The sequence below is a fragment of the Pseudohalocynthiibacter sp. F2068 genome (assembly GCF_023015645.1).
Taxonomy (GTDB): domain Bacteria; phylum Pseudomonadota; class Alphaproteobacteria; order Rhodobacterales; family Rhodobacteraceae; genus Pseudohalocynthiibacter; species Pseudohalocynthiibacter aestuariivivens.
The window spans coordinates 373,887-393,749 of sequence record NZ_JALKAK010000001.1 but is presented as its reverse complement, the minus strand read 5'-3'; the positions used below and the strand labels follow the sequence as shown (position 1 = coordinate 393,749).

The 19,863-nt window shown below is 51.8% G+C and carries 18 protein-coding genes; 8 read left to right on the top strand and 10 right to left on the bottom strand.

Going from position 1 to position 19,863, the window contains the following annotated elements:
- Positions 1–20: 20 nt before the first annotated feature.
- Positions 21–590, bottom strand: a complete 570-nt coding sequence (locus MWU63_RS01925; RefSeq protein ID WP_213887846.1) for a DUF882 domain-containing protein — start codon at positions 588–590, stop codon at positions 21–23.
- 317 nt (positions 591–907) lie between these two features.
- On the opposite strand from MWU63_RS01925, the gene MWU63_RS01920 reads away from it, so the two are divergent.
- Genes MWU63_RS01920 through MWU63_RS01905 form a run of 4 tightly spaced genes read left to right on the top strand, consistent with a single transcriptional unit; the run spans position 908 to position 5,161 of the window.
- Positions 908–2,524 (top strand): L,D-transpeptidase family protein, encoded by a 1,617-nt coding sequence (locus MWU63_RS01920; RefSeq protein ID WP_247076789.1) that lies wholly within the window; start codon positions 908–910, stop codon positions 2,522–2,524.
- 47 nt (positions 2,525–2,571) lie between these two features.
- Positions 2,572–3,663, top strand: coding sequence for a UDP-3-O-(3-hydroxymyristoyl)glucosamine N-acyltransferase (lpxD, locus tag MWU63_RS01915; protein ID WP_213887848.1), 1,092 nt, complete (start codon positions 2,572–2,574; stop codon positions 3,661–3,663).
- Positions 3,664–3,689: 26 nt separating this feature from the next.
- Entirely contained in the window at positions 3,690–3,953 is a 264-nt protein-coding gene (locus MWU63_RS01910) for an acyl carrier protein (protein ID WP_213887849.1), read from the top strand.
- Positions 3,953–5,161 (top strand): beta-ketoacyl-[acyl-carrier-protein] synthase family protein, encoded by a 1,209-nt coding sequence (locus MWU63_RS01905; protein ID WP_213887850.1) that lies wholly within the window; start codon positions 3,953–3,955, stop codon positions 5,159–5,161. The genes MWU63_RS01910 and MWU63_RS01905 overlap by 1 nt, the downstream gene beginning before the upstream one ends.
- A gap of 477 nt (positions 5,162–5,638) precedes the next feature.
- Here the strand turns inward: MWU63_RS01905 and MWU63_RS01900 are convergent, their stop codons facing one another.
- Positions 5,639–6,265, bottom strand: a complete 627-nt coding sequence (locus MWU63_RS01900; protein ID WP_213887851.1) for an invasion associated locus B family protein — start codon at positions 6,263–6,265, stop codon at positions 5,639–5,641.
- Between the two features lie 411 nt (positions 6,266–6,676).
- On the opposite strand from MWU63_RS01900, the gene MWU63_RS01895 reads away from it, so the two are divergent.
- A complete protein-coding gene (locus MWU63_RS01895) occupies positions 6,677–8,218 on the top strand; it encodes a helicase HerA-like domain-containing protein (protein ID WP_213887852.1) in 1,542 nt (513 codons plus the stop codon).
- A 72-nt stretch (positions 8,219–8,290) separates the two neighbouring features.
- Here MWU63_RS01895 and MWU63_RS01890 read toward each other — a convergent pair whose 3' ends face one another.
- The 4 genes from MWU63_RS01890 to MWU63_RS20355 all read right to left on the bottom strand — a co-directional run bounded on the left by MWU63_RS01890 (position 8,291) and on the right by MWU63_RS20355 (position 12,300).
- Positions 8,291–9,598: an HlyC/CorC family transporter gene (locus tag MWU63_RS01890; RefSeq protein ID WP_213887853.1), complete on the bottom strand. Its 1,308-nt coding sequence runs from the start codon at positions 9,596–9,598 to the stop codon at positions 8,291–8,293.
- Positions 9,599–9,704: 106 nt separating this feature from the next.
- Positions 9,705–10,631, bottom strand: a complete 927-nt coding sequence (locus MWU63_RS01885; protein ID WP_213887854.1) for a tyrosine recombinase — start codon at positions 10,629–10,631, stop codon at positions 9,705–9,707.
- Positions 10,632–12,176: a hypothetical protein gene (locus MWU63_RS01880; RefSeq protein WP_213887855.1), complete on the bottom strand. Its 1,545-nt coding sequence runs from the start codon at positions 12,174–12,176 to the stop codon at positions 10,632–10,634.
- The gene (locus MWU63_RS20355) at positions 12,166–12,300 is read right to left on the bottom strand and encodes a hypothetical protein (protein ID WP_281414278.1); all 135 of its coding nucleotides are present in this window, start codon (positions 12,298–12,300) and stop codon (positions 12,166–12,168) included. The genes MWU63_RS01880 and MWU63_RS20355 overlap by 11 nt, the downstream gene beginning before the upstream one ends.
- A 132-nt stretch (positions 12,301–12,432) precedes the next feature.
- On the opposite strand from MWU63_RS20355, the gene MWU63_RS01875 reads away from it, so the two are divergent.
- Positions 12,433–12,987, top strand: a complete 555-nt coding sequence (locus MWU63_RS01875) for a shikimate kinase (protein WP_213887856.1) — start codon at positions 12,433–12,435, stop codon at positions 12,985–12,987.
- Complete coding sequence (gene aroB / locus MWU63_RS01870) at positions 12,980–14,092, top strand: 3-dehydroquinate synthase (RefSeq protein WP_213887857.1); 1,113 nt, start codon at positions 12,980–12,982, stop codon at positions 14,090–14,092. The genes MWU63_RS01875 and aroB overlap by 8 nt, the downstream gene beginning before the upstream one ends.
- Before the next feature lie 84 nt (positions 14,093–14,176).
- Here the strand turns inward: aroB and ssb are convergent, their stop codons facing one another.
- A complete protein-coding gene (gene ssb, locus MWU63_RS01865) occupies positions 14,177–14,671 on the bottom strand; it encodes a single-stranded DNA-binding protein (protein ID WP_213887858.1) in 495 nt (164 codons plus the stop codon).
- Between the two features lie 194 nt (positions 14,672–14,865).
- Between ssb and MWU63_RS01860 the strand changes: the two genes are divergently transcribed.
- Positions 14,866–15,399: a lytic transglycosylase domain-containing protein gene (locus MWU63_RS01860; RefSeq protein ID WP_246531625.1), complete on the top strand. Its 534-nt coding sequence runs from the start codon at positions 14,866–14,868 to the stop codon at positions 15,397–15,399.
- A gap of 75 nt (positions 15,400–15,474) precedes the next feature.
- Here MWU63_RS01860 and MWU63_RS01855 read toward each other — a convergent pair whose 3' ends face one another.
- The 3 genes from MWU63_RS01855 to MWU63_RS01845 are packed head-to-tail and all read right to left on the bottom strand — an operon-like array spanning position 15,475 to position 19,790.
- Positions 15,475–17,559: an ABC transporter ATP-binding protein gene (locus MWU63_RS01855; RefSeq protein ID WP_213887860.1), complete on the bottom strand. Its 2,085-nt coding sequence runs from the start codon at positions 17,557–17,559 to the stop codon at positions 15,475–15,477.
- A gap of 11 nt (positions 17,560–17,570) precedes the next feature.
- Positions 17,571–18,731 (bottom strand): ABC transporter permease, encoded by a 1,161-nt coding sequence (locus MWU63_RS01850; protein ID WP_213887861.1) that lies wholly within the window; start codon positions 18,729–18,731, stop codon positions 17,571–17,573.
- A 12-nt stretch (positions 18,732–18,743) separates the two neighbouring features.
- A complete protein-coding gene (locus tag MWU63_RS01845) occupies positions 18,744–19,790 on the bottom strand; it encodes an ABC transporter permease (protein ID WP_213887862.1) in 1,047 nt (348 codons plus the stop codon).
- Between the last annotated feature and the right edge of the window lie 73 nt (positions 19,791–19,863).

The window sequence follows — 19,863 nt, the reverse complement described above, 5'->3', positions numbered from 1 at the left end:
CTAGGAAAAGACGCGTTCGGTCAGCTTCCCCAATTACGGATATCCCCGCAATCCATATGAACAAAATTAGATCTTGAGTAGCGACCAACGCCACCTGCGTTGCAAGATTTCGCTGCACTGAATATCTGGCCAACGCTGCGCGAAGATAGCCGCAAGTCAGCAGCTTTACCCTGCATGTGAAGCGAGTTACGCGCAACACCACGTGACCGCGAGCGCAACAATGCATTGGTTTGCGGCGTGCGGTAGCCGGAGAGCATCATATAAGGCTCATTCGCGTCAAGCAGACTGTGAGAGGCTGCCATGATGTCGATGGTACGTGGGTCGATTGTTGTGGCCTGATCCTGCCGCCAGTCGCGCATGAAATAGTTGATTTCGGTCAGGGCTTCGCGAACGTATTCGCCGTCAACCCAATAGATCATGTCTATGTTTTCGCCGGTTCGGCCAGAGTACATTCTGATGCGGCGAATATCGCCACCACCTCTGAGAAACCCAGCTGCTTTTGAATATGTTGGCGCTGCTACAAGGGCTGTTGCTGCGAACGCCCCTAAAATTCCACGTCGTGTGAACTGTGAATCCGTCTTACTAGTCATTTATTTTAGCCTGTCCCACCGTGCTTTACGCCGCTTAAGTTACGGCTTCCCGTCGCGCGCTATCCCGTGCGTTATGGCATAAGTCGAATCGGTGACCAAGTGCTCTTTACCAAAGAGCGACCGAATCAAGTAAAATCGGCAAGAATTCGCTGAAACTCACTGTTTCCCACTTAATTGGAAAGAGTTGCTTTTCGTGCACACCCTGTGGAAATACGGGGGCTTACTCGCAAAAGTGAATGGACTCTGATACCTAGTTCCCCGAAAATTCACGCTTATATGCATGTATGCATGATTTTGCGCCGACCATAGGAAATTTTATGACATCGTTTGTACCACGCCAAGCATTTTTAAACGTGTGGAGCGCCCTGTTTGCACTGATTATTGTCAGTCTGGGGTTGACTGTACCTGCGCACGCACAGGTGACTGCTTTTAAGCAAGCAGTTGCAGAAGCTGCGTCAGGTGACATTGAAATTGCAGAGTTTTACAGAACAAGAAGTTATGATCCGATCTGGACAGGTCGGGCAGGGCGGGATGCCCAGCGTCGTCGTGCTTTTCTATCTGCTTTGGAAAACGCCGGCGACCATGCGTTGCCTGTTCGCAGGTACGACCCCACTGAAATACGTGCGGCGCTAAGGGCTGCAAATACGCCGCGTGCGCGTGGGCAGCTTGAAGTGGATCTCAGCCGCAAGTTCCTGCAATATGCACGCGATATTCAAACAGGTATTCTTGTGCCGTCCCGCGTTGACGAAGGCATTGTTCGTGTCGTTCCGCGTGTTAACAGATTGACCCTGCTGCGAACTTTGGCAAGCAGATCGCCTAACGGTGTTTTTCGGGCTTTGACACCTAAAACGCCAGAATACAACCGATTGATGGCTGAAAAGCTCCGGTTTGAGCGTCTGCTTGGCCGGGGTGGTTGGGGTCCCGACGTAGCTGCGCGCAAACTGGAGCCGGGCGATAGTGGCAATCTGGTCGTCATATTACGCAATCGTTTGATTGCAATGGGGTACATGCGTCGCAGTGCGACCCAAACATACGACGCCGCGATCCAGCAAGCAGTTCAGCAGTTTCAGCTTGCACATGGTCTGACACCGGACGGTGTTGCGGGACAGGCTACAATTCAGCAACTGAATGTGGGCGTTGAGAACCGCCTGCAATCCGTCATCGTCGCCATGGAGCGTGAACGGTGGCTGAACCGCGACAGAGGGGACCGTCACGTTCTGGTAAACCTGACCGATTTCACGGCAAAGATCGTTGATAACGGTAGGGTTACATTCAGCACACGGTCCGTGGTTGGCAAAAACCAGTCAGACCGCCGCTCGCCAGAATTTTCCGATGTGATGGAGCACATGGTTATTAATCCGACTTGGAATGTGCCTCGCTCAATTGCGACAGAGGAATATCTTCCTTTGCTGCAGCGTGATCCGAATGCAGCAGGGCATATGCGTATTACAGATGTTCGTGGGCAACTTGTGGATCGCGCGAGTATTGATTTCACTCAGTTCGACACACACAATTTTCCATTTGATATTAAACAACCGCCAAGCCGTCGGAATGCGCTTGGGTTGGTGAAATTTATGTTTCCGAACCCGCACAATATTTACTTGCACGATACACCAGCGAAAAATCTGTTTGCGCGTGAAGTTCGTGATTTCAGCCACGGTTGCATTCGTCTGAACGACCCCTTTGATTTTGCTTATGCGCTTCTTGCGCGTCAGGTTTCAAACCCGGAAGCCTTTTTTCAAGAGCGCCTCGCGACTGGTCGCGAAACCGTTGTCCCGCTTGAGGTGCCGATACAAGTGCATCTGATTTACAGAACCGCATTTACCCAGGCGCGGGGCAGAACTCAGTTTCGTCGTGACATTTATGGGCGGGATCGTCGAATCTGGAACGCCTTGTCACAGGCTGGGGTGGCACTCCGCGCCGTTCGTAGTTAAATCTTACCCCAACAGCGAATTGACCGTTCGCACCGAAGGGGAATGAGATGGGTTTCACTGTAAAAGAAATTGCAGCAGCGCTGGGGGCAAAGGCCGTTGGTGATGTTGATCTCTCTGTCACACATGCGGCCGAACCTGCAGATGCCAGCCCGACAGCTCTGGCTTTAGCCATGAACCCGGATTACGGGGACACGTTGATAAATGGTTCCGCACAGGTTGCAGTATTGTGGGACGGTGCGGACTGGCAAGCACTTGGGCTGAAGGCCGCAATTATCGTTGCTAGACCCCGTTATGCAATGTCGAGCCTGACAAAATTGATGGATCAAGGCCCAGATATTGAGCCGGGCATTCATTCGACGGCTGTCATTGATCCGACCGCTGAGATTGGTAAAAACGCGACTATCGGCGCCTTTGTTGTTATCGGGCATCTCGTGAAAATTGGCGATAACGCGCGTATCGCAAGCCACGTCTCGATAGCGAAAGGGTCGTCACTTGGCTCCGACATCCTGCTTCACGCGGGTGTCCGGATCGGGCCATTCGTTTCGATTGGTGATCGTTTTATCGCGCAAGCCAATGCAACGATCGGAGGAGACGGTTTTTCCTTCGTAACGCCGGAAAAATCCAGCGTTGAAAAGGTGCGCGAGAATCTTGGTGATCAGGGCGACATCAACCAACAAAGCTGGACTCGGATCTATTCGCTGGGAAATGTAGAGATCGGCGATGACGTGGAGGTTGGCTCTAACTCTACATTGGATCGCGGAACAATTCGGGCCACACGTATCGGGCGCGGCACCAAGATCGATAATCTGGTACAGGTCGGTCACAACGTCCAGATCGGCGAAGATTGTCTTTTGTGCGGTCTGGTTGGCGTTGCGGGGTCTGCCCGCATCGGCAACCGCGTAATTCTGGGTGGGCAGGTTGGTGTCAGTGACAATATTTTCGTCGGCGACGATGTTGTTGCAGGCGGCGCGACGAAAATTTTCAGCAATGCCCCTGCCGGACGTGTTCTGCTTGGATCGCCAGCCATGAAAATGGAAAGTCAGATCGAAATTCAAAAAGCACTGCGACGTTTGCCACGGCTCATGCGCCAATTTTCGGAACTTCAAAAATCTGTTTCAAAAAACGGTGAGAAGGACTAGACAACCCTAGTTGATTGCGAGGCCTCATGTCCGATAGTGTTAAAGAAAAAATCTTTAAAATCATAGCTGAACAGGCTGTTCTGGACGTGTCTGATGTTGGTCTAGACTCAACGCTTGAAGATCTCGGAATAGACAGCCTGGGTCTGGTTGAAAGCATATTTGCGATTGAAGAGGCTTTTGACATTCAAGTCCCCTTTAACGCCAACAATCCGACGGAAAGCGAATTTGATATTTCGTCTGTGGCCTCGATTGTAAAAGCAGTCGAAGGTCTGGTTTCAGAGCAGGCCTGATGCACCGAGTTGTCATAACCGGGCAGGGCACAATCAATGCACTTGGAACGAATGTTGAGGATACCTTGCAGTCCATGCGCGAAGGGAAATGCGGGATCGGCCCGCTCGAGTTTCGCGATGTTGAACGTTTGTCGATCCGCATTGGCGGGCAGGTCCACGATTACGCACCAGAAAGCCACTTCAACCGCCAGAAAATAGCACTGTACGACAGATTTACTCAGTTTACTTTGCTGGCCGCGAATGAGGCGATCACGCAATCGGGGCTTAGTTTTGATGGCGAACTTGCCCAGTCGTCCGGTGTTGTTCTTGGAACAGCTGGCGGCGGTGTAAATACCTGGGATGATAACTACCGTGCCGTGTACGAAGAGGGTAAGAACAGGGTTCATCCCTTTGTCGTCCCAAAGCTGATGAACAACGCAGCTGCCAGCCATGTTTCAATCGAGCATAATCTTAAAGGGCCAAGCTTTACGGTTGCCACGGCCTGTGCCTCGTCAAACCACGCCATGGGGCAGGCCTTTCTGTTTATTCGTTCCGGAATGTGCAAAGTCATGGTCACCGGTGGTTCAGAGTCGATGCTGTGTTTTGGCGGGGTGAAAGCCTGGGAAGGGTTAAGGGTTATGTCGCGCGATGCCTGCCGCCCTTTCAGTGCCAACCGCAATGGCATGGTGCAGGGCGAAGGTGCGGCGGTTTTCGTGTTCGAGGAATATGAACACGCGAAAGCCAGAGGGGCCGAAATTTTAGCAGAAGTGGTTGGCTTTGCCATGTCATCGGACGCTGCAGATATTGTTATGCCCTCCAAACAAGGTGCTGCCCGTGCAATCGCTGGCGCAATAAAGGACGCAGGGCTTAACCCCGAAGATGTTGCTTATATCAACGCCCATGGCACGGGAACCGCAGCAAATGACAAGACCGAATGCGCGGCTGTTGCAGATGTCTTTGGGCACCACGCCGACAAACTGATGATTTCATCCACAAAATCCATGCACGGTCATTTGATTGGCGGAACTGGAGCGGTCGAACTTTTGGCATGCATTATGGCATTGCGAGAAGGCGTCGTAGCACCAACCATTGGCTACGAGGAACCTGACCCGGAATGCGCGCTTGATGTCGTACCAAATGAGGCGCGTGAGGCAGTTGTAGATGTGGCCATCTCCAATGCATTTGCTTTCGGCGGGCTAAATGCTGTGATCGCACTGCGAAAATCTTAATAGCATTATAAGTAAAGCGTAGCGTGAAATCGTACCGTTCTTTCTTAGACGATCCCAGTTGCAATAATTAATCGTAGAAAAATTGCGTTCAATCTGAACAGTTAATTGATCAAAGCTTGATAAACTAGATGCTTGGCATGAGGGAAATGAAATGAGCGAAAATTCTGAAATGAACAAACCTAACGCACTTTAAAAGGACAATCGTAGAGAGGGATTTCGTTGTTCTTCATAGTCATCAGCTTTAGCCCGGCAGCGACGACAATGCCGATATCGATATTTTCCGATTTGAAGACGTGGGAAAAATTGTTGAACACTGGGATGTGCTTCAGGCCATTTCAGGCGAGTCCAAGAATGACATTGGTCTATTCTGAAACACCCCACGCCCGGTTCGCATGACTGTGCAACACGAAATGGGATAGGCGCAAAAGAAAAGCCGCCCCTAAAGGGGCGGCTTTTTAAATTTTTCTGGAATTGCTTTTAGTTGGCGACTGTTAAAGAGTCGTAACCTGCTGTAAACCCGGTCAAAGAAATCTGAACCGTTACACGCTGGTCAGGTGCGGCAACTGGCACGATGCTCATCGTGGCACTTGCGCCGCGTTTGAATGCGGCAATGTCTTCGGCAGTAAAGCCAACACGTGCATAGCACCCGTTGCTCTCACACCAGCTGAAAGAATATTTTTTAGCTGTTCCATTATCCACTTTGATCGTGATCTGTTCTGTAAGCAGCGTCAGAAGTGGTGTCACAATTGTTGCACCCGCTGCCGCTTGCTGACCTTCTGGCAATGGATAGAGGCTGATCTCTGCAACTGGCAAATCTTCCGCGCTCACCAGCGTTTGGTTAATCTGGCAAGGCTCTGGCCCTTCTTCCGCACGCACACAACGAACGGTCCAATCCCCAAAGGTTTCTTTTACGTAAAGCTGTCCAACCTGATTTTCTTCAGTGACTTCTTCACCCAAATCAAGCGCCGGTACGGTTTCTGAGGTTGCTTGTTCAGTTACTTCTTCAGTGGCCGCTTCCGTTTCAGTTGTGGTTTCCTGAGCAAAGGCTGGGCTTGCAACGGCCATCAGGCCGAACAACGCAAGCGTTTTCATCAAATCAGTCATTTGGTTTCCATCATTCCAATTTCTGCAAAGCGTTTATCATGTGAATTTGCGAGAGTCAGGCTTAATTCTAAAGGTTTGCCTTAAAGTTTGCAAAAACCCGCCACTTCGTCCGCCCGGAAAAAAAGGGTCGCGAACGACCCTTTTTCCAAAGACTTCTCCCCGTCGGACTGGCCGACTTATTATTGGCCAAACCGTATGTTCTTTGCTGTTTTCGGTCAACAGTAAAAATTCAAACTACACCATGTTGCCTGAACTGAAAAAAAGGGTCGCACACGATGGTGCGACCAGTCATTCGGGATGAAGGAATATCCGTGCTAAATGCAGCACTTGTCGGACAGTGGATAGACTGGCAGTAAAAGGTTAACATTGTGTTTCTATTGTATGTGCTTTTAAAAACGGGGAATCGTGCGGGTGGACAACAGGGTATATTTAGGCGGCGGTGGCGAAGATTACGCAATCGACCAGGGCGTATTGTTGAAATACGCCAATCGGCACGGGCTTATTGCTGGCGCGACCGGCACTGGTAAAACGGTGACACTGCAAATCCTTGCCGAAGGGTTTTCTGATGCCGGGGTTCCTGTGTTCCTTTCGGATGTGAAAGGCGATCTTTCCGGTCTCGCAGCCCCCGGCTCTGCCGAGTTCAAATTGCACGATGCTTTCATGAGCCGTGCTAAGACCATCGGCTTTGACGATTACAGTTACAAATCTTTCCCAACGACGTTCTGGGATCTTTTCGGCGAGGAAGGTCATCCCATTCGAACGACGGTCGCTGAAATGGGGCCGCTGTTGATCGGTCGATTGCTTGAACTGACAGAGGCGCAGGAAGGTGTGCTCAACATTGCGTTTCGTGTTTCGGATGAGCAGGGTTTACCTCTTCTAGACCTCAAAGACCTACAAGCGCTGCTTATCTGGGTTGGCGAAAACAACAAATCCCTGTCATTGCAATACGGGAACGTTTCTGTCGCCTCGATCGGGGCTATTCAGCGTCGTTTGCTGGTTCTCGAAAACCAGGGTGGCGCCCTAATTTTCGGCGAACCAGCGCTGGACCTGAATGACATGATGACGGTGGACGACGCAGGCCGCGGGCGCATTAATATTCTGACTTCCGCTGCCCTAATGGGGGCTCCGCGCCTTTATGCAACCTTCCTGCTTTGGTTGCTGTCTGAGTTGTTTGAAGAACTCCCGGAAGTTGGTGACCCCGACAAACCAAAGCTCGTGTTTTTCTTTGATGAGGCGCATCTTTTGTTTGATGACGCGCCCAAGGCTCTGGTGACGAAAGTCGAACAGGTGGCACGCCTGATCCGTTCAAAAGGCGTTGGTGTTTATTTCGTCACGCAAAATCCGCAGGATGTGCCAGAGAATATCCTCGGCCAGTTGGGCAATCGTATCCAGCATGCGCTTCGCGCCTTTACCGCGAAAGATCGAAAGGCATTGCGCCACGCTGCGGAGACATACCGCGACAACTCAAGGTTCGATACGGAACAGGCAATCCGCGAGGTAGGTGTTGGCGAGGCCGTAACCTCAACACTTGAAAAGAAAGGCGCACCAGGGGTCGTGGAACGTACGCTGGTACGCCCACCATCTTCTCAACTGGGACCCATAAGCGCCGAGTTGCGCCGTCTTGTCATGGCTGAGTCTCCGGTTGCCGGGAAATACGACACGGCCAAAGACCGAGAGTCAGCCTACGAAATGCTGAAAGAGCGTGCTGCGCGCGCCGCAAAAGAAGCGGAAGAGGCAGAACGACTAGAAGAAGAAGCCGAAGAAGCGGAGCGCGAACATAAGGCAGGGCGGCGTTATTCCGGAACGCGCGTCGAACGTTCGACTTCGAGCCGCAGAAGAGAGCCAGATGGCTTTGTGGAATCACTGAGTAAAGTCGTGATAAAGGAACTCAAAGGGACCACGGGCCGTCGTATCGTGCGCGGTATCTTTGGCACATTGTTCAAAGGGCGCTAACCCGTTTCCTTCGAAACCTCTGAATATCCCTGCCTGAGGTGTTTAGCGGGGAACTTGAAACTTGCAAAAAACCTAGAGCGGCCGGATTTTCAGTTTTGTGATCCGGTTTGCTTTGCGCGTCACAATTTCGAAACGAAAACCATGAAAGCTGAATACCTGGCCCTGTGACGGGATCATCTGTGCTTCGTGTATCACAAGTCCTGCGATCGTGTTTGCCTCTTCATCAGGCAATTGCCAGTCTGTAGCCCTTTTGAGATCGCGAATTGTTGTCGCACCGTCAACAAGAATTTGTCCATCCTCCAGGCGCTTCATAGGAGGGCCATCCTCACTGTCGAATTCGTCAGTAATTTCACCGACGATTTCTTCAAGGATGTCCTCAAGCGTAATCAACCCCTGAAGCGCACCATATTCATCTACGACCAGCGCAAAATGCGTATGACGGCGTAGGAACTGGCGCATCTGGTCATCGAGTGTCGCTGTTTCCGGTATGAAATAGGGTTTCATCGCAACATCAAGCACTTTGAAATCTTTGAGCGCTTCTTCAGATGCTTCAGGCCCACGGATCAAACGGTCCATTGCGCGCAAAAGGTTTTTCGAATGTACAACTCCAACTATATTATCCGGATCACCCTTGTAGATCGGCAAACGCGTATGGGGCGATTGCAGGCATTGCGAAAGTATTTGCTCGGCCTCTTCTTCGACATTGATCATTTCAATCTCAGAGCGATGCAACATGATCTCTTCGACCGTTCGGTCCCCAAGGTCCAGCGCACCGAGCAGACGGTCACGGTCTTCTTTCTGAACAGATCCTTCGGAATGGCCAAGTGAAATTGCACCTGCAATTTCTTCACGTAATGCCAGAATATGGCTGTCAGGATCTGTTTTGACCCCAAACATACTCAGAATGATACGCACGACTGCACGCACGGACGACACAATTGGCGATAGAACCAAAATTACAATTCTGATCACAGGAGATACCCGCGCAGCCGCGACTTCCGGGTTTGTGATTGCGTAGGTTTTGGGCAGCACTTCTGCGAAAACCAGAACCAGAACCGTCATGACCAGTGTTGCAAGCGCAACGCCGCTTTCACCGAAAGAACGGGTGAACAAGGCGGTCGCAAGTGACGTCGCCAGAATATTTACAAGGTTGTTCCCAAGCAGAACCGCCCCGATCAGGCGCTCATTATCTTCGGTCACGTTCAGCGCACATTCAGCACCCTTTGACCCCTTATCAGCCTGTGCGCGAAGCTTTCCGCGTGACGCAGCCGTCAGCGCGGTTTCCGAACCCGAGAAAAAACCAGACAAAAGAAGCAGGGCAACAATTGCGCCTGCTGTCGTCCAGAAAGTCGTATCCATAAATGTTTCAGTACTGGGCATTTTATTCCGATTTTTCCGCGTCAGATGGTTTCGTTTGTTATGGGGACTCAGGCGTTTCTATTCAAGCGGGTTGACGGGTTCAGACAGGCGTCAATTGGAACCGGGTTCATTCGTCGTCGGTGGCCAAAGGATGATTTTCCAGAACCAAAGCTTTCAGGCGTTCATCAAGAACATGCGTATAGATCTCAGTAGTTGCGAGGTCAGCGTGGCCCAACAGTGTCTGGATCGAACGCAGGTCTGCGCCTCTGGCCAGAAGATGCGTTGCAAAGGCGTGACGCAATGTGTGAGGCGTTACTTTTTCTGGCGAAAGTCCCGAATGGGCCGCGATTTCCTTAATCAGAACGAAAAACCGCTGACGCGTCATATGGCCGTCTTTGCCGCGCGCCGGAAAGAGAAACCGTGACACCGGTTTTCCGTTTTTTTGGGCGAGTTTTTCGGCCTCGTCCCGTACAAAAACCCAGTCCTGTGTTGCCTGCCGTGCAGGCGGGGAAAGCGGGACCATCCGCTCTTTGTCACCTTTCCCACGAACCAGGATCAGTTTTGGGTCTCCGCGCACTGCACTGACCGGCAATGAGACAAGTTCGCTGACACGCAGGCCTGTCGCGTATAAAATCTGCATGAGGCATGTGTTGCGAAGCTTTTCGTCGTTGCTCTGACCGACTTCGCCTGCGGCCAAAAGCATCCCATCAACTTCCGCCTCAGACAGGGTTTTAGGCAGGCGTTTGTCTTTGCCTGGCCCCTTGATTTGTAACGCGGGATTGTCAGTGCGCCAGGCTTCTTCAAAAGCGAAGCGGTAAATTTGTTTAATCGAAGACAAACGCCGTGCCCTTGTGGCGCGTGCCAAACCTTCTGCATCGCAGGATATGAGGTAGGCTTCTATATCAGCACGTTCCGCAGATGCAAAATCAAGCTTACGGTTTCTGAGCCAGTCGGCGAAATTCAATAGGTCACGGCCATACGCTTCTTGCGTGTTGCGCGCTGAATTCAGTTCGGCGGCTTGCGCCTCTAGAAAAGTGGATATCCAACGCTCCATTTATCCGTGCCGTTCCATCAGCATAAGCTGCAGGGCTGCTTTGCGGGCAATATCCTCAAGCCCGACTGCGCGGTAGAACCTTAGCGCACGGCTTACTTTTTCAAGATCGCCTGCTGCCCCTTCATTGAACATTTGGTTGGCAATTAGGATGGCCTCTCCCAATCGGTTATCGGCCAGCTTGCGGGACAAATCATCAGACAGCTCTCCGCTGTCAAACCCATCGCGTATCGCTTCTGCCATTGCAGAAGGCGCAGGGGCTGACGCTGGCGCACCTGTTGCTAGGGCACTCAGGAACTTGTCTTCATCGTTGATCGGGGAATATGCACGCGAGAGCGTTTCATAGCTGTCAGACAGCAAGCCCAGATGAAAGGCGAGACCTGCGGAACGCCCAGCCAGCGAAATACCGTCCAACTCATTTGCATATAATTTTGCAAATGGCCGTTCCAATCCAACGCGCTGCATTTCACGCCAGATCACTGGCAGTATCTGATCAATCGCCTCAGCATCACGGTTTCTGACGGCTAGATCGAACCGTTGCAGGGCATCAACCCTGTTCCAAACTCCGCCCGACGCAGCTGGTGATCGCTCGGTATATATTCCGAGTAATTGATTGGCGGGTATCGCGCCGACGCGTGCCAATCGTTCTGCAGCCTCGAGCCGGGCTTTCCAGCCAGAACTTGGCCGTAGATCTGCCTGCGCAAAGGCACGCGGTAATGTACTGCTGGAAATTGGTTCTCCGATCGCTTCCAGCATCCGAAAAACAAGCGGGCTTGGACGTGATGGCGTTGAAAGGGGGGGCTCGCCTTCAAACAGTTCAGGGTCGAGGAACCTGGCAATCAGGTCATATTCATCAGGCGCGACATATCCCAAGGCCTCGGCAGAATTCAGCGTCAGGGCGGCTGCATTCCAATCGCCGTTCCGCGCCAGACAGAAAATGCGTGCCTGGTAGGTCGGTGCGATATCGCCGTTGCTGCGCAACGCATCACAGGCCAGATTTTCTGTACCCGTCAACAATGCAACGTCAAACCAACGGCGAAACAGTTCCGGTGTTGTCGGTCCGGCGCGTTCAAGCAAGGCTTGCGCGTCATCAAGAGCGCCGAGTTCCAACAACTGGTCAACACGCGCCAGCAGTAAAGCTCCGGACCCGTCTGCATCATTTGGTGCTGAAGCTTCCGCAAGCAAGAGACTGCGGTTAAGTTCAGCGATCGCTGGTAAAGTCTCGGTAGATCCCTGTCTTATCAGACGAACAAGGGCTGCGCTGCTGCTGGATTCCCACAAGTTATTTGGAAGACCTGTCACCGAGGAGGGCAATAGCCCAACAGCATCCGGGTTGGGCGCATCCAATGGCTGACTGGTGATGACTTCGATTGACGCGCTTTCTGTCGCAGCTTCTTCACCAAAGGGCACCCCATCAGCGTCCAAGTGAGATGGCAGCGCAACTGATTCTGACAGCCAATCGATGACCGAAAGCGGCGCCTCGGCCATTGCCTGACCGTTAATAAACAGCAAAACCCCCGCCAAAGCGAAGGCATTTTTATTCCTCATCCAGCGTCACCGTGTCGCTTACATCTCTTTGAATAGGCGACAAATCACCCAGATAGGCAAAACTCACCAGCGCAACAATTCCTGCTACACCTAAAAAAACAACGGCTTTGAAAAATCGCCCCATGGTTTTTGTCCTCTGCCCACATTTTTTCAATGGACCACGCTTTCGGCGGCCTCATGAATTATATATATAGCCTTTTGAGCAAGATCACGCCATTCAGGAGTTGATTTTTTAAGTAGGCGGGACTGTGCCGGTATGGGTGACCGATTATTAAAGTCCGTTGTGCTGGTTGGCATGATGGGGGCAGGCAAGACTGCGGTCGGTAAATCGGTGGCCGTAAAACTGGGTGTGCCGTTTCTGGATTCAGACGAGCAAATCGAAATTGCGGCCAATATGACCATCGCCGAGATTTTTGAACGTGACGGCGAAGAATTTTTTCGTGAAAAAGAAACGCAAGTTATCAACCGGCTGCTGCTTGAAGAAAGCTGCATTCTCTCGACCGGAGGAGGCGCGTTTCTAGCGCAACGCAACCGTGTGATCATTCGCGAACATGGGGTGTCGGTCTGGCTTCGGGCGGATCTGGATTTGTTGTGGAACCGCGTGCGTCACAAGACGACCCGTCCGCTTTTAAAAACGTCTGACCCATTTAAAACACTTTCCGAGATTTATGAGGCCCGTGTGCCGCTTTATGGACGAGCGGATATTATTGTCGATGCCAACCCGAATTTTTCAATCGAAGAGATGGCAGAGACTGTTATCAAAGCGCTACACGCGCGACCCGATGTTTTGGAGATCAATAGAAATGCATGAAACGTTGCGCGTTAATCTGGCCGAGCGGTCATATGACATTAAGATCGGTACAGGTTTGATCGTAAATGCCGGAGCCGAGATTTCGGCCTATCTGGATCGACCAAGGGTCGCTGTGCTGACGGATGAAAACGTTGCGGCGAAACATCTTGAGGCCTTGCGCACAGGACTTACAGCCAGTGGTGTTGACATGGTTGCACTGACGCTTCCTGCGGGCGAAGCGACTAAGTCCTGGCCACATTTTGAGAGATCTGTTGAATGGTTGCTTGAACAAAAGATCGAACGGCGTGATGTCGTCGTTGCTTTTGGTGGTGGCGTCATTGGTGACCTTGCTGGATTTGCTGCGGCGGTTCTGCGCCGGGGAGTCCGGTTTGTTCAAATCCCTACATCGCTGCTGGCACAGGTCGACAGTTCGGTTGGGGGTAAAACCGGGATCAACGCGCCACAAGGGAAAAACCTGATTGGGGCATTCCATCAACCAACACTGGTTTTGGCTGATATTGAAGTTCTCGGCACGCTTACGCCACGTGATTTTCTGGCAGGTTACGGCGAAGTTGCCAAATATGGGATGTTAGGGGACGAGGCGTTCTTTGAATGGCTTGAGAAGAATGGCCCGGCTCTTGCATCCGGTGACATGGAAGCGCGCGCCTATGCGGTGAAACGCTCTTGTGAAATGAAAGCAGATATCGTCGAGCGGGATGAAACAGAATTGGGTGATCGCGCTTTGCTGAATCTGGGGCATACGTTTTGTCATGCGCTGGAGGCGGCAACGGGGTATTCCGACCGGCTTTTCCATGGCGAAGGCGTTGCCGTTGGCTGTGCTTTGGCTTTTGAGGTTTCCGCTCGAATGGGGTTTTGTTCACAGGAAAGCCCAAGTCGCGTCCGCGCGCATCTGAAAACGATGGGAATGAAGACAGATCTTGCAGATATTAAGGGCGCTCTGCCGGATGCGGAAGCGCTGATCGCGTTGATGAGGCAGGACAAGAAAGTGGTCGATGGGCAAATAAAATTTGTGATGGCGCGCGCTATTGGCGATGCCTTTGTAACGTCTGACGTCGATCTGGATATTGTTAAAACAGTTCTGAGTGAAGCATTGGCAATGCGCTAATTTTCTTCATTCCTTTTAACAAGAACGAAAAACCACCCCGTTTTATCCAAAGGGGTGGTTTTAAATCGCCTAATACGGTGTTGTTTAGAACGGAATTTCGTCGTCTATATCGCCTGCTGCGCCGCCACCTGTTGGCCCGCTGCCAAAGCTTCCACCACCGGACTGGTTACCGCCAGATTGACCGCCACCATAGCCGCCGGACTGACCACTGCCACCTTGGTTGTCACTGCGACCGTCCAACATAACGAGCGTGGAACCAAAGCCCTGAAGCACAACTTCGGTTGAATAACGGTCATTACCGGATTGGTCTTGCCACTTGCGCGTTTGCAACTGACCTTCAATATAGATCTTGCTGCCCTTGCGCAGATATTGCTCTGCTACGCGCACCAGCCCTTCGTTGAAAATCGCAACAGTATGCCACTCCGTACGCTCACGACGCTCGCCAGTGTTTTTGTCTTTCCAATTTTCCGAAGTTGCGATGCGCAAGTTGCAAACCTTGCCGCCATTCTGAAAGGTCCGCACTTCCGGATCCTGGCCAAGATTACCTATTAGGATCACTTTATTTACCGAACCTGCCATTGGTCGCTCCTTCGAATCTGGTTTGAACTCAAAAGAACTTACACCACCCTGCCACACGAAAGAAAACCGGAATTATTGAAAAGCTGGCAGAATAGATAAAAATCGTTATATTACCGATCCGTGGATGGGGGTCCGTAATGAAACGTCTATTTGTTGTGTTGTTTTCTTTGTCGATCAGCGCACCATCAGTCGGGATGACTGAGGGGCTGACTTTTTCGTCGTCTTCAAGAACCGCGCTTTTTAGCTCTCAGACAAGAGTGCTTGATAACCGCTCTCGGTCGCAATACGCGAATTCAGTCAGGTTGCAGCCGCGATCGGTCAATACTCCGTCGCGCTACAACGTTCCAAACTATAGTGGGAATTACAGCGGGCCTTACATCGCATTGGCACGTGCAGCGGCGCGGCGCCACGGGATACCTGAGAACCTGTTTCTGAGACTTGTACAGCAAGAATCCGGCTGGAACGCGAATGCGAGATCGCACAAGGGTGCAATTGGGCTTGCTCAGTTGATGCCAGCCACAGCGCGAACTTTGGGGGTCAACCCACGTATTCCGTCGGAAAACCTTGAAGGCGGTGCTAGGTATCTGCGTGCGCAATACGAAACATTTCGTTCATGGCGGCTTGCCCTGGCAGCATACAACGCTGGGCCACAAGCCGTTACGCGCCACGGCGGTGTTCCCCCGTATCGCGAAACACGAAACTATGTGCGCCGTATTTTGGGAAGTTAATACCAGCTTCAGATTTTGATATTGAATAGAAAAAGGCCGGGGAATTTCCCCAGCCTTTCGGTTTAATAGTCTAGATTATTCGGCGGCGATTTTGATAACCGGTTCCATCGTCGCAAGAACATCATCTGATAAGTGGCATTTAACCTGGTGTCCACTTTCCAGATATTTAACTTTTGGCACGTCTTTGTCGCACAGACCGCCCGGCACCTGATCTTTCCAGCGGCAACGTGTCTGGAACGGGCACCCCGAAGGCGGGTCCATTGCTGACGGGATATCCCCATCGAGAACGATATGTTTCTTAATGATCGAGGTATCGGCAATTGGAACCGCTGACAAAAGCGCTTCTGTATAGGGGTGGTAGGGTGGTGAGAACACCTGATCCGTCGTGCCCATTTCGACCACATGACCCAGATACATCACAAGGACGCGGTCTGACAGATAGCGAACAATCGACAAGTCATGGCTGATGAAAAGCAGCGTAGTTTTGTTCTCTCGCTGAATATCCATCAACAGATCGGTGACTGCCGCCTGCACCGACACGTCAAGCGCTGATACAGGTTCATCCGCTACAACAATCTGGGCATCGCCAGCGAAGGCGCGGGCAATACCAACACGTTGCTTCTGCCCGCCGGATAGCTGCCTTGGCATGCGTTCACCAAAGGCGCGTGGCAATTTCACAAGGTCGAGCAAATGTAGCATGCGTTCGCGCCGCTCGGCCTCGTTTGCACCGATTCCGAAGATTTCCAGAGCTCTTATTATTTGCCGTCCGACGGTCATCGACGGATTCAGCGTATCAAATGGGTTTTGAAAAACCATCTGAACAGAAGAGATCGTCTTAGTGTCGCGCTCTTCTATTGGCGTGCTCTGAATTTCAATGTTGTTCAACGAAATCTTGCCATCCGTCGCGGTTTCCAACCCCATCAGAACTTTAGCCAGGGTAGATTTGCCACAGCCAGATTCACCGACGATTGCAAGTGTCTCAGATTCGCGTGCCTCAAAGCTTAAGGTTTCGTTTGCTTTAACAACTTTTTTGTTTCCACCACCAAACAGCGCGTTTGCGGCAACCTCATAATATTTTTTGAGGTTGTCGATCTTAAGAACAACATCACCTATTGGTGCTTTTTCCTTTTTGTCAGCCAAGGTGATAGGTGCGTTCCAGTCGATTTCCTTGAACTTCAAACACCGCGACTCGTGACGATCATTCCCTTTGACCGGCTCCATTTTTATGTAGCCTTCGTTGCAGCGACCGGGTTCGAAGTAGTCGCACCGCGGTCCGAAGTTGCATCCATCTGGGCGTTCGTGCGGTAAAGGAAAGTTGCCGGGAATGGCCACCAATGGCCGTGCGTTCTTGTCCGCGCCCGGTAGTGGAATGGACCGGAAAAGCGCCTGTGTATAAGGATGCTGCATTTCGTCGAACACATCTTTTATAGAGCCACGTTCGACAGCTTCGCCGGAATACATCACGCATAACCGATCACAGGTTTCCAAAATCAAGCCAAGGTTGTGGCTGATGAACAGCATAGACGTGCCGTATTTTTTACCAAGGTCTCTGACCAGAGCGACAATCCCGGCCTCAACGGTCACATCAAGCGCTGTTGTGGGCTCGTCCAGGATCAACAATGCGGGTTTGGACATCAGCGCCATCGCGATGACGATACGTTGCTGCTGCCCCCCGGAAAGCTGGTGTGGATAACTGTTAAGTATTCGCTTTGGATCCGGCAGCTTAACATCTGTCACCACCTCAAGCGCCAGTTGATAAGCGTCTTCGGCCGACGCCCCTTCGTGGATCATCGGCACTTCCATAAGTTGGTTACCGATCCGCATTGCAGGGTTCAGGCTGGCCATCGGCTCCTGATAGATCATCGCGATTTCATTGCCCCGGATGTCGCGTAATTCGTCCGGGCTCATTTCGGCCAGATCGCGGCCTTTGAACTTGATCGTGCCGCCGACAACGCTTCCGTTAACGCCAAGGTCCTGCATGACCCCAAGCGCCACTGTTGATTTGCCGCAACCCGATTCCCCGACCAACCCGACGGCTTCGCCGGGTTGCACGGAGACAGAGAAATCCATCACCGCGGGAATTTCATGAAGCCGTGTGAAAAAGCTGATCGAGAGTTTGTCTATCTCCAGAACAGGGCCGTCATAATCCGATTTTGTCATGATTTCTCTCCCTAGTCTTTCAGCGATTCTTCACGCAGGCCATCGGCCAGCAGGTTCAAACCCAGCACCAGGCTCATCAAAGCCAGAGCCGGAGGCAGGGCAGGGTGCAGATAGACCGACAACAGCTTGCGCCCATCGTTGATCGTTGACCCCCAGTCCGGGCTTTCCGGGCTTACACCAAGTCCGAAGAAACCCAATGTCCCCAGAAGGATCGTGGTGTAGCCAATGCGCAGACAGAAATCGACGATCAGCGGACCCCGGGCATTTGGCAGGATTTCCCAAAGCATGATGTACCATGGGCCTTCACCCCGTGTCTGGGCTGCAGCCACGTAGTCGCGAGTCTGGATATCAAGCACGAGACCACGCACGATCCGGAACACTGTGGGCGAGTTGACGAAGACCACTGAAACAAAAACGTTCAGCAGGTTCGGGTCCATTCCCCAGACCCCGAAAGGATCGGCATTAAATGCCAGACCAAGATAGGCCCAGACACCAATGACAAGTGTTATCGAGACCAGCCAGTTTCGTGTAGCGGGCTGCGTGAAGTAACGACTTTGCCAGAGGATCAGCATGAAGATGATCGGGAAGGCAAACAGAACCGCAGCCAGATACATTGGAATGCCCGTTTCGACGATCTCGCGTGTCACGAGAAGGTAGAACAACAGGATGACCGGAAAAGCGAGAACGAGGTTCGCAAGAAACGACAAGATCGTGTCTAGCCGTCCGCCGAAGTATCCGGCAGGCAGGCCAAGCGTTATACCGACCATAAAGGCAAACAAGGTTGCTGCTGGTGCAATTTGCAGAACGCGCCGCGCACCCATCACAACCCGGCTAAAGACATCACGTGCGAGGTTGTCACCACCCAAGAGATAATGAAGATACCCAGCAGCACCTTCAGGTACAGGTGTGCCCGGAACTTTATTTTTCATGCCTGAAATCTGGCCAATAGGATCATGTGTAATGATCAAATCGGCGAACACAGCCGTGAAGACCCAGAACATGACGATGGCGAAGCCTATCATCCCGATCGGGCTGTCAAAGAGTTTTCCGTAAAGCCCCAGTCGACGTTTGTAGCTGATTGAAAGGGCAAAGGTTAGAAACAGTGCAATCCATACAGGAATGAACTGAATGAAGATCTGGGCAATAATCAGGCCCCAGGATAGTGGTTCCATTGTTCAGTCCCCTCAAGAGATACGGATGCGTGGGTTAAGATAGACGTAGCCGATGTCACTTATCAGCTGCGTTACCAGAACCACGGCGACAGCGACGACAGAACATCCAAGCAGCAGCTCAATGTCATTGTTGCCGGCCGCCTGTACCAGCGTCCAACCAAAGCCCTTGTAGTTAAACAGGGTCTCAACGATCACCACGCCGTTCAGCAGCCATGGGAATTGCAGCATTATCACCGTAAACGGCGCGATCAGCGCGTTTCTCAGAGCGTGCTTCAGAACAATGTTCTTAAAGGTAACGCCCTTCAGGCGCGCCGTTCGGATATACTGCGCCGTCATAACTTCGGTCATACTGGCGCGTGTCATCCGTGCGATATAGCCCATACCGTAGAGCGCGATTGTAAGAACCGGAAGCGTGAAGTTTGCGAAAGTAATATCATCCATTGCAGAGGTTGCCGTACCCTTGAACCACTTTAGTCCAACGGCCGAGGAGGCAAAGATCGCGATAAATATGACACCTGACACATATTCAGGTGTCGCAGTGCTCGCGATTGAGAAGGTGGATAGGGTGCGGTCCATCTTGGACCCTTCGCGCATCCCGGCTAAAACGCCTACCGTCAAAGCTGCGGGAACCATCAGGACCATAACCCAGAACATCAGCTTACCGGTAAGCCCAAGCCTTTTGCCCACGATTCCAGCAACGCCATCTTTGAAAACTGTGGATTCTCCCCAGTCGCCCTGTATCACGCCGCAAAAACTCGGTGTTTCTTCGGCTGGCACACCAGACTTGAAGCACCGGCCCGTTTCAACACCGTCTTTGTTCACAAATGTGAAGCCAGGCAAGACACCAAGCCATTGGCCATATTTCACAACAGTCGGCTGTAAGTAACCGCGGCTGGCAAGCCAGGACGTGACTTGTTCATCGCTCATACGCATGTTTCCCTGCGTCTTGGCGAGCTTTTCAAGGTTTGGATAAAGGTTCGTCAGAAAGAAGACGATAAATGTGAGGCAGAGTGCCGTAAGGAGCATGACCCCTAATCGGCGTAAGATGAACAGTCCCATTCGTTTCCCCGTCGTTATTCAGCAGAATTTTATTATTTTTTTCTCTGCGTTTGCCGTGTTAAGCGCATCACGG

What these genes read in the sequence shown, in the direction of transcription:
- MWU63_RS01925 (WP_213887846.1), bottom strand. Translation starts at nt 590, where the DNA reads ATGACTAGTAAGACGGATTCACAGTTCACACGACGTGGAATTTTAGGG.
- MWU63_RS01920 (WP_247076789.1), top strand. Translation starts at nt 908, where the DNA reads ATGACATCGTTTGTACCACGCCAAGCATTTTTAAACGTGTGGAGCGCC.
- lpxD (WP_213887848.1), top strand. Translation starts at nt 2,572, where the DNA reads ATGGGTTTCACTGTAAAAGAAATTGCAGCAGCGCTGGGGGCAAAGGCC.
- MWU63_RS01910 (WP_213887849.1), top strand. Translation starts at nt 3,690, where the DNA reads ATGTCCGATAGTGTTAAAGAAAAAATCTTTAAAATCATAGCTGAACAG.
- MWU63_RS01905 (WP_213887850.1), top strand. Translation starts at nt 3,953, where the DNA reads ATGCACCGAGTTGTCATAACCGGGCAGGGCACAATCAATGCACTTGGA.
- MWU63_RS01900 (WP_213887851.1), bottom strand. Translation starts at nt 6,265, where the DNA reads ATGACTGATTTGATGAAAACGCTTGCGTTGTTCGGCCTGATGGCCGTT.
- MWU63_RS01890 (WP_213887853.1), bottom strand. Translation starts at nt 9,598, where the DNA reads ATGCCCAGTACTGAAACATTTATGGATACGACTTTCTGGACGACAGCA.
- MWU63_RS01885 (WP_213887854.1), bottom strand. Translation starts at nt 10,631, where the DNA reads ATGGAGCGTTGGATATCCACTTTTCTAGAGGCGCAAGCCGCCGAACTG.
- MWU63_RS01880 (WP_213887855.1), bottom strand. Translation starts at nt 12,176, where the DNA reads ATGAGGAATAAAAATGCCTTCGCTTTGGCGGGGGTTTTGCTGTTTATT.
- MWU63_RS20355 (WP_281414278.1), bottom strand. Translation starts at nt 12,300, where the DNA reads ATGGGGCGATTTTTCAAAGCCGTTGTTTTTTTAGGTGTAGCAGGAATT.
- MWU63_RS01875 (WP_213887856.1), top strand. Translation starts at nt 12,433, where the DNA reads ATGGGTGACCGATTATTAAAGTCCGTTGTGCTGGTTGGCATGATGGGG.
- aroB (WP_213887857.1), top strand. Translation starts at nt 12,980, where the DNA reads ATGCATGAAACGTTGCGCGTTAATCTGGCCGAGCGGTCATATGACATT.
- ssb (WP_213887858.1), bottom strand. Translation starts at nt 14,671, where the DNA reads ATGGCAGGTTCGGTAAATAAAGTGATCCTAATAGGTAATCTTGGCCAG.
- MWU63_RS01860 (WP_246531625.1), top strand. Translation starts at nt 14,866, where the DNA reads ATGACTGAGGGGCTGACTTTTTCGTCGTCTTCAAGAACCGCGCTTTTT.
- MWU63_RS01855 (WP_213887860.1), bottom strand. Translation starts at nt 17,559, where the DNA reads ATGACAAAATCGGATTATGACGGCCCTGTTCTGGAGATAGACAAACTC.
- MWU63_RS01850 (WP_213887861.1), bottom strand. Translation starts at nt 18,731, where the DNA reads ATGGAACCACTATCCTGGGGCCTGATTATTGCCCAGATCTTCATTCAG.
- MWU63_RS01845 (WP_213887862.1), bottom strand. Translation starts at nt 19,790, where the DNA reads ATGGGACTGTTCATCTTACGCCGATTAGGGGTCATGCTCCTTACGGCA.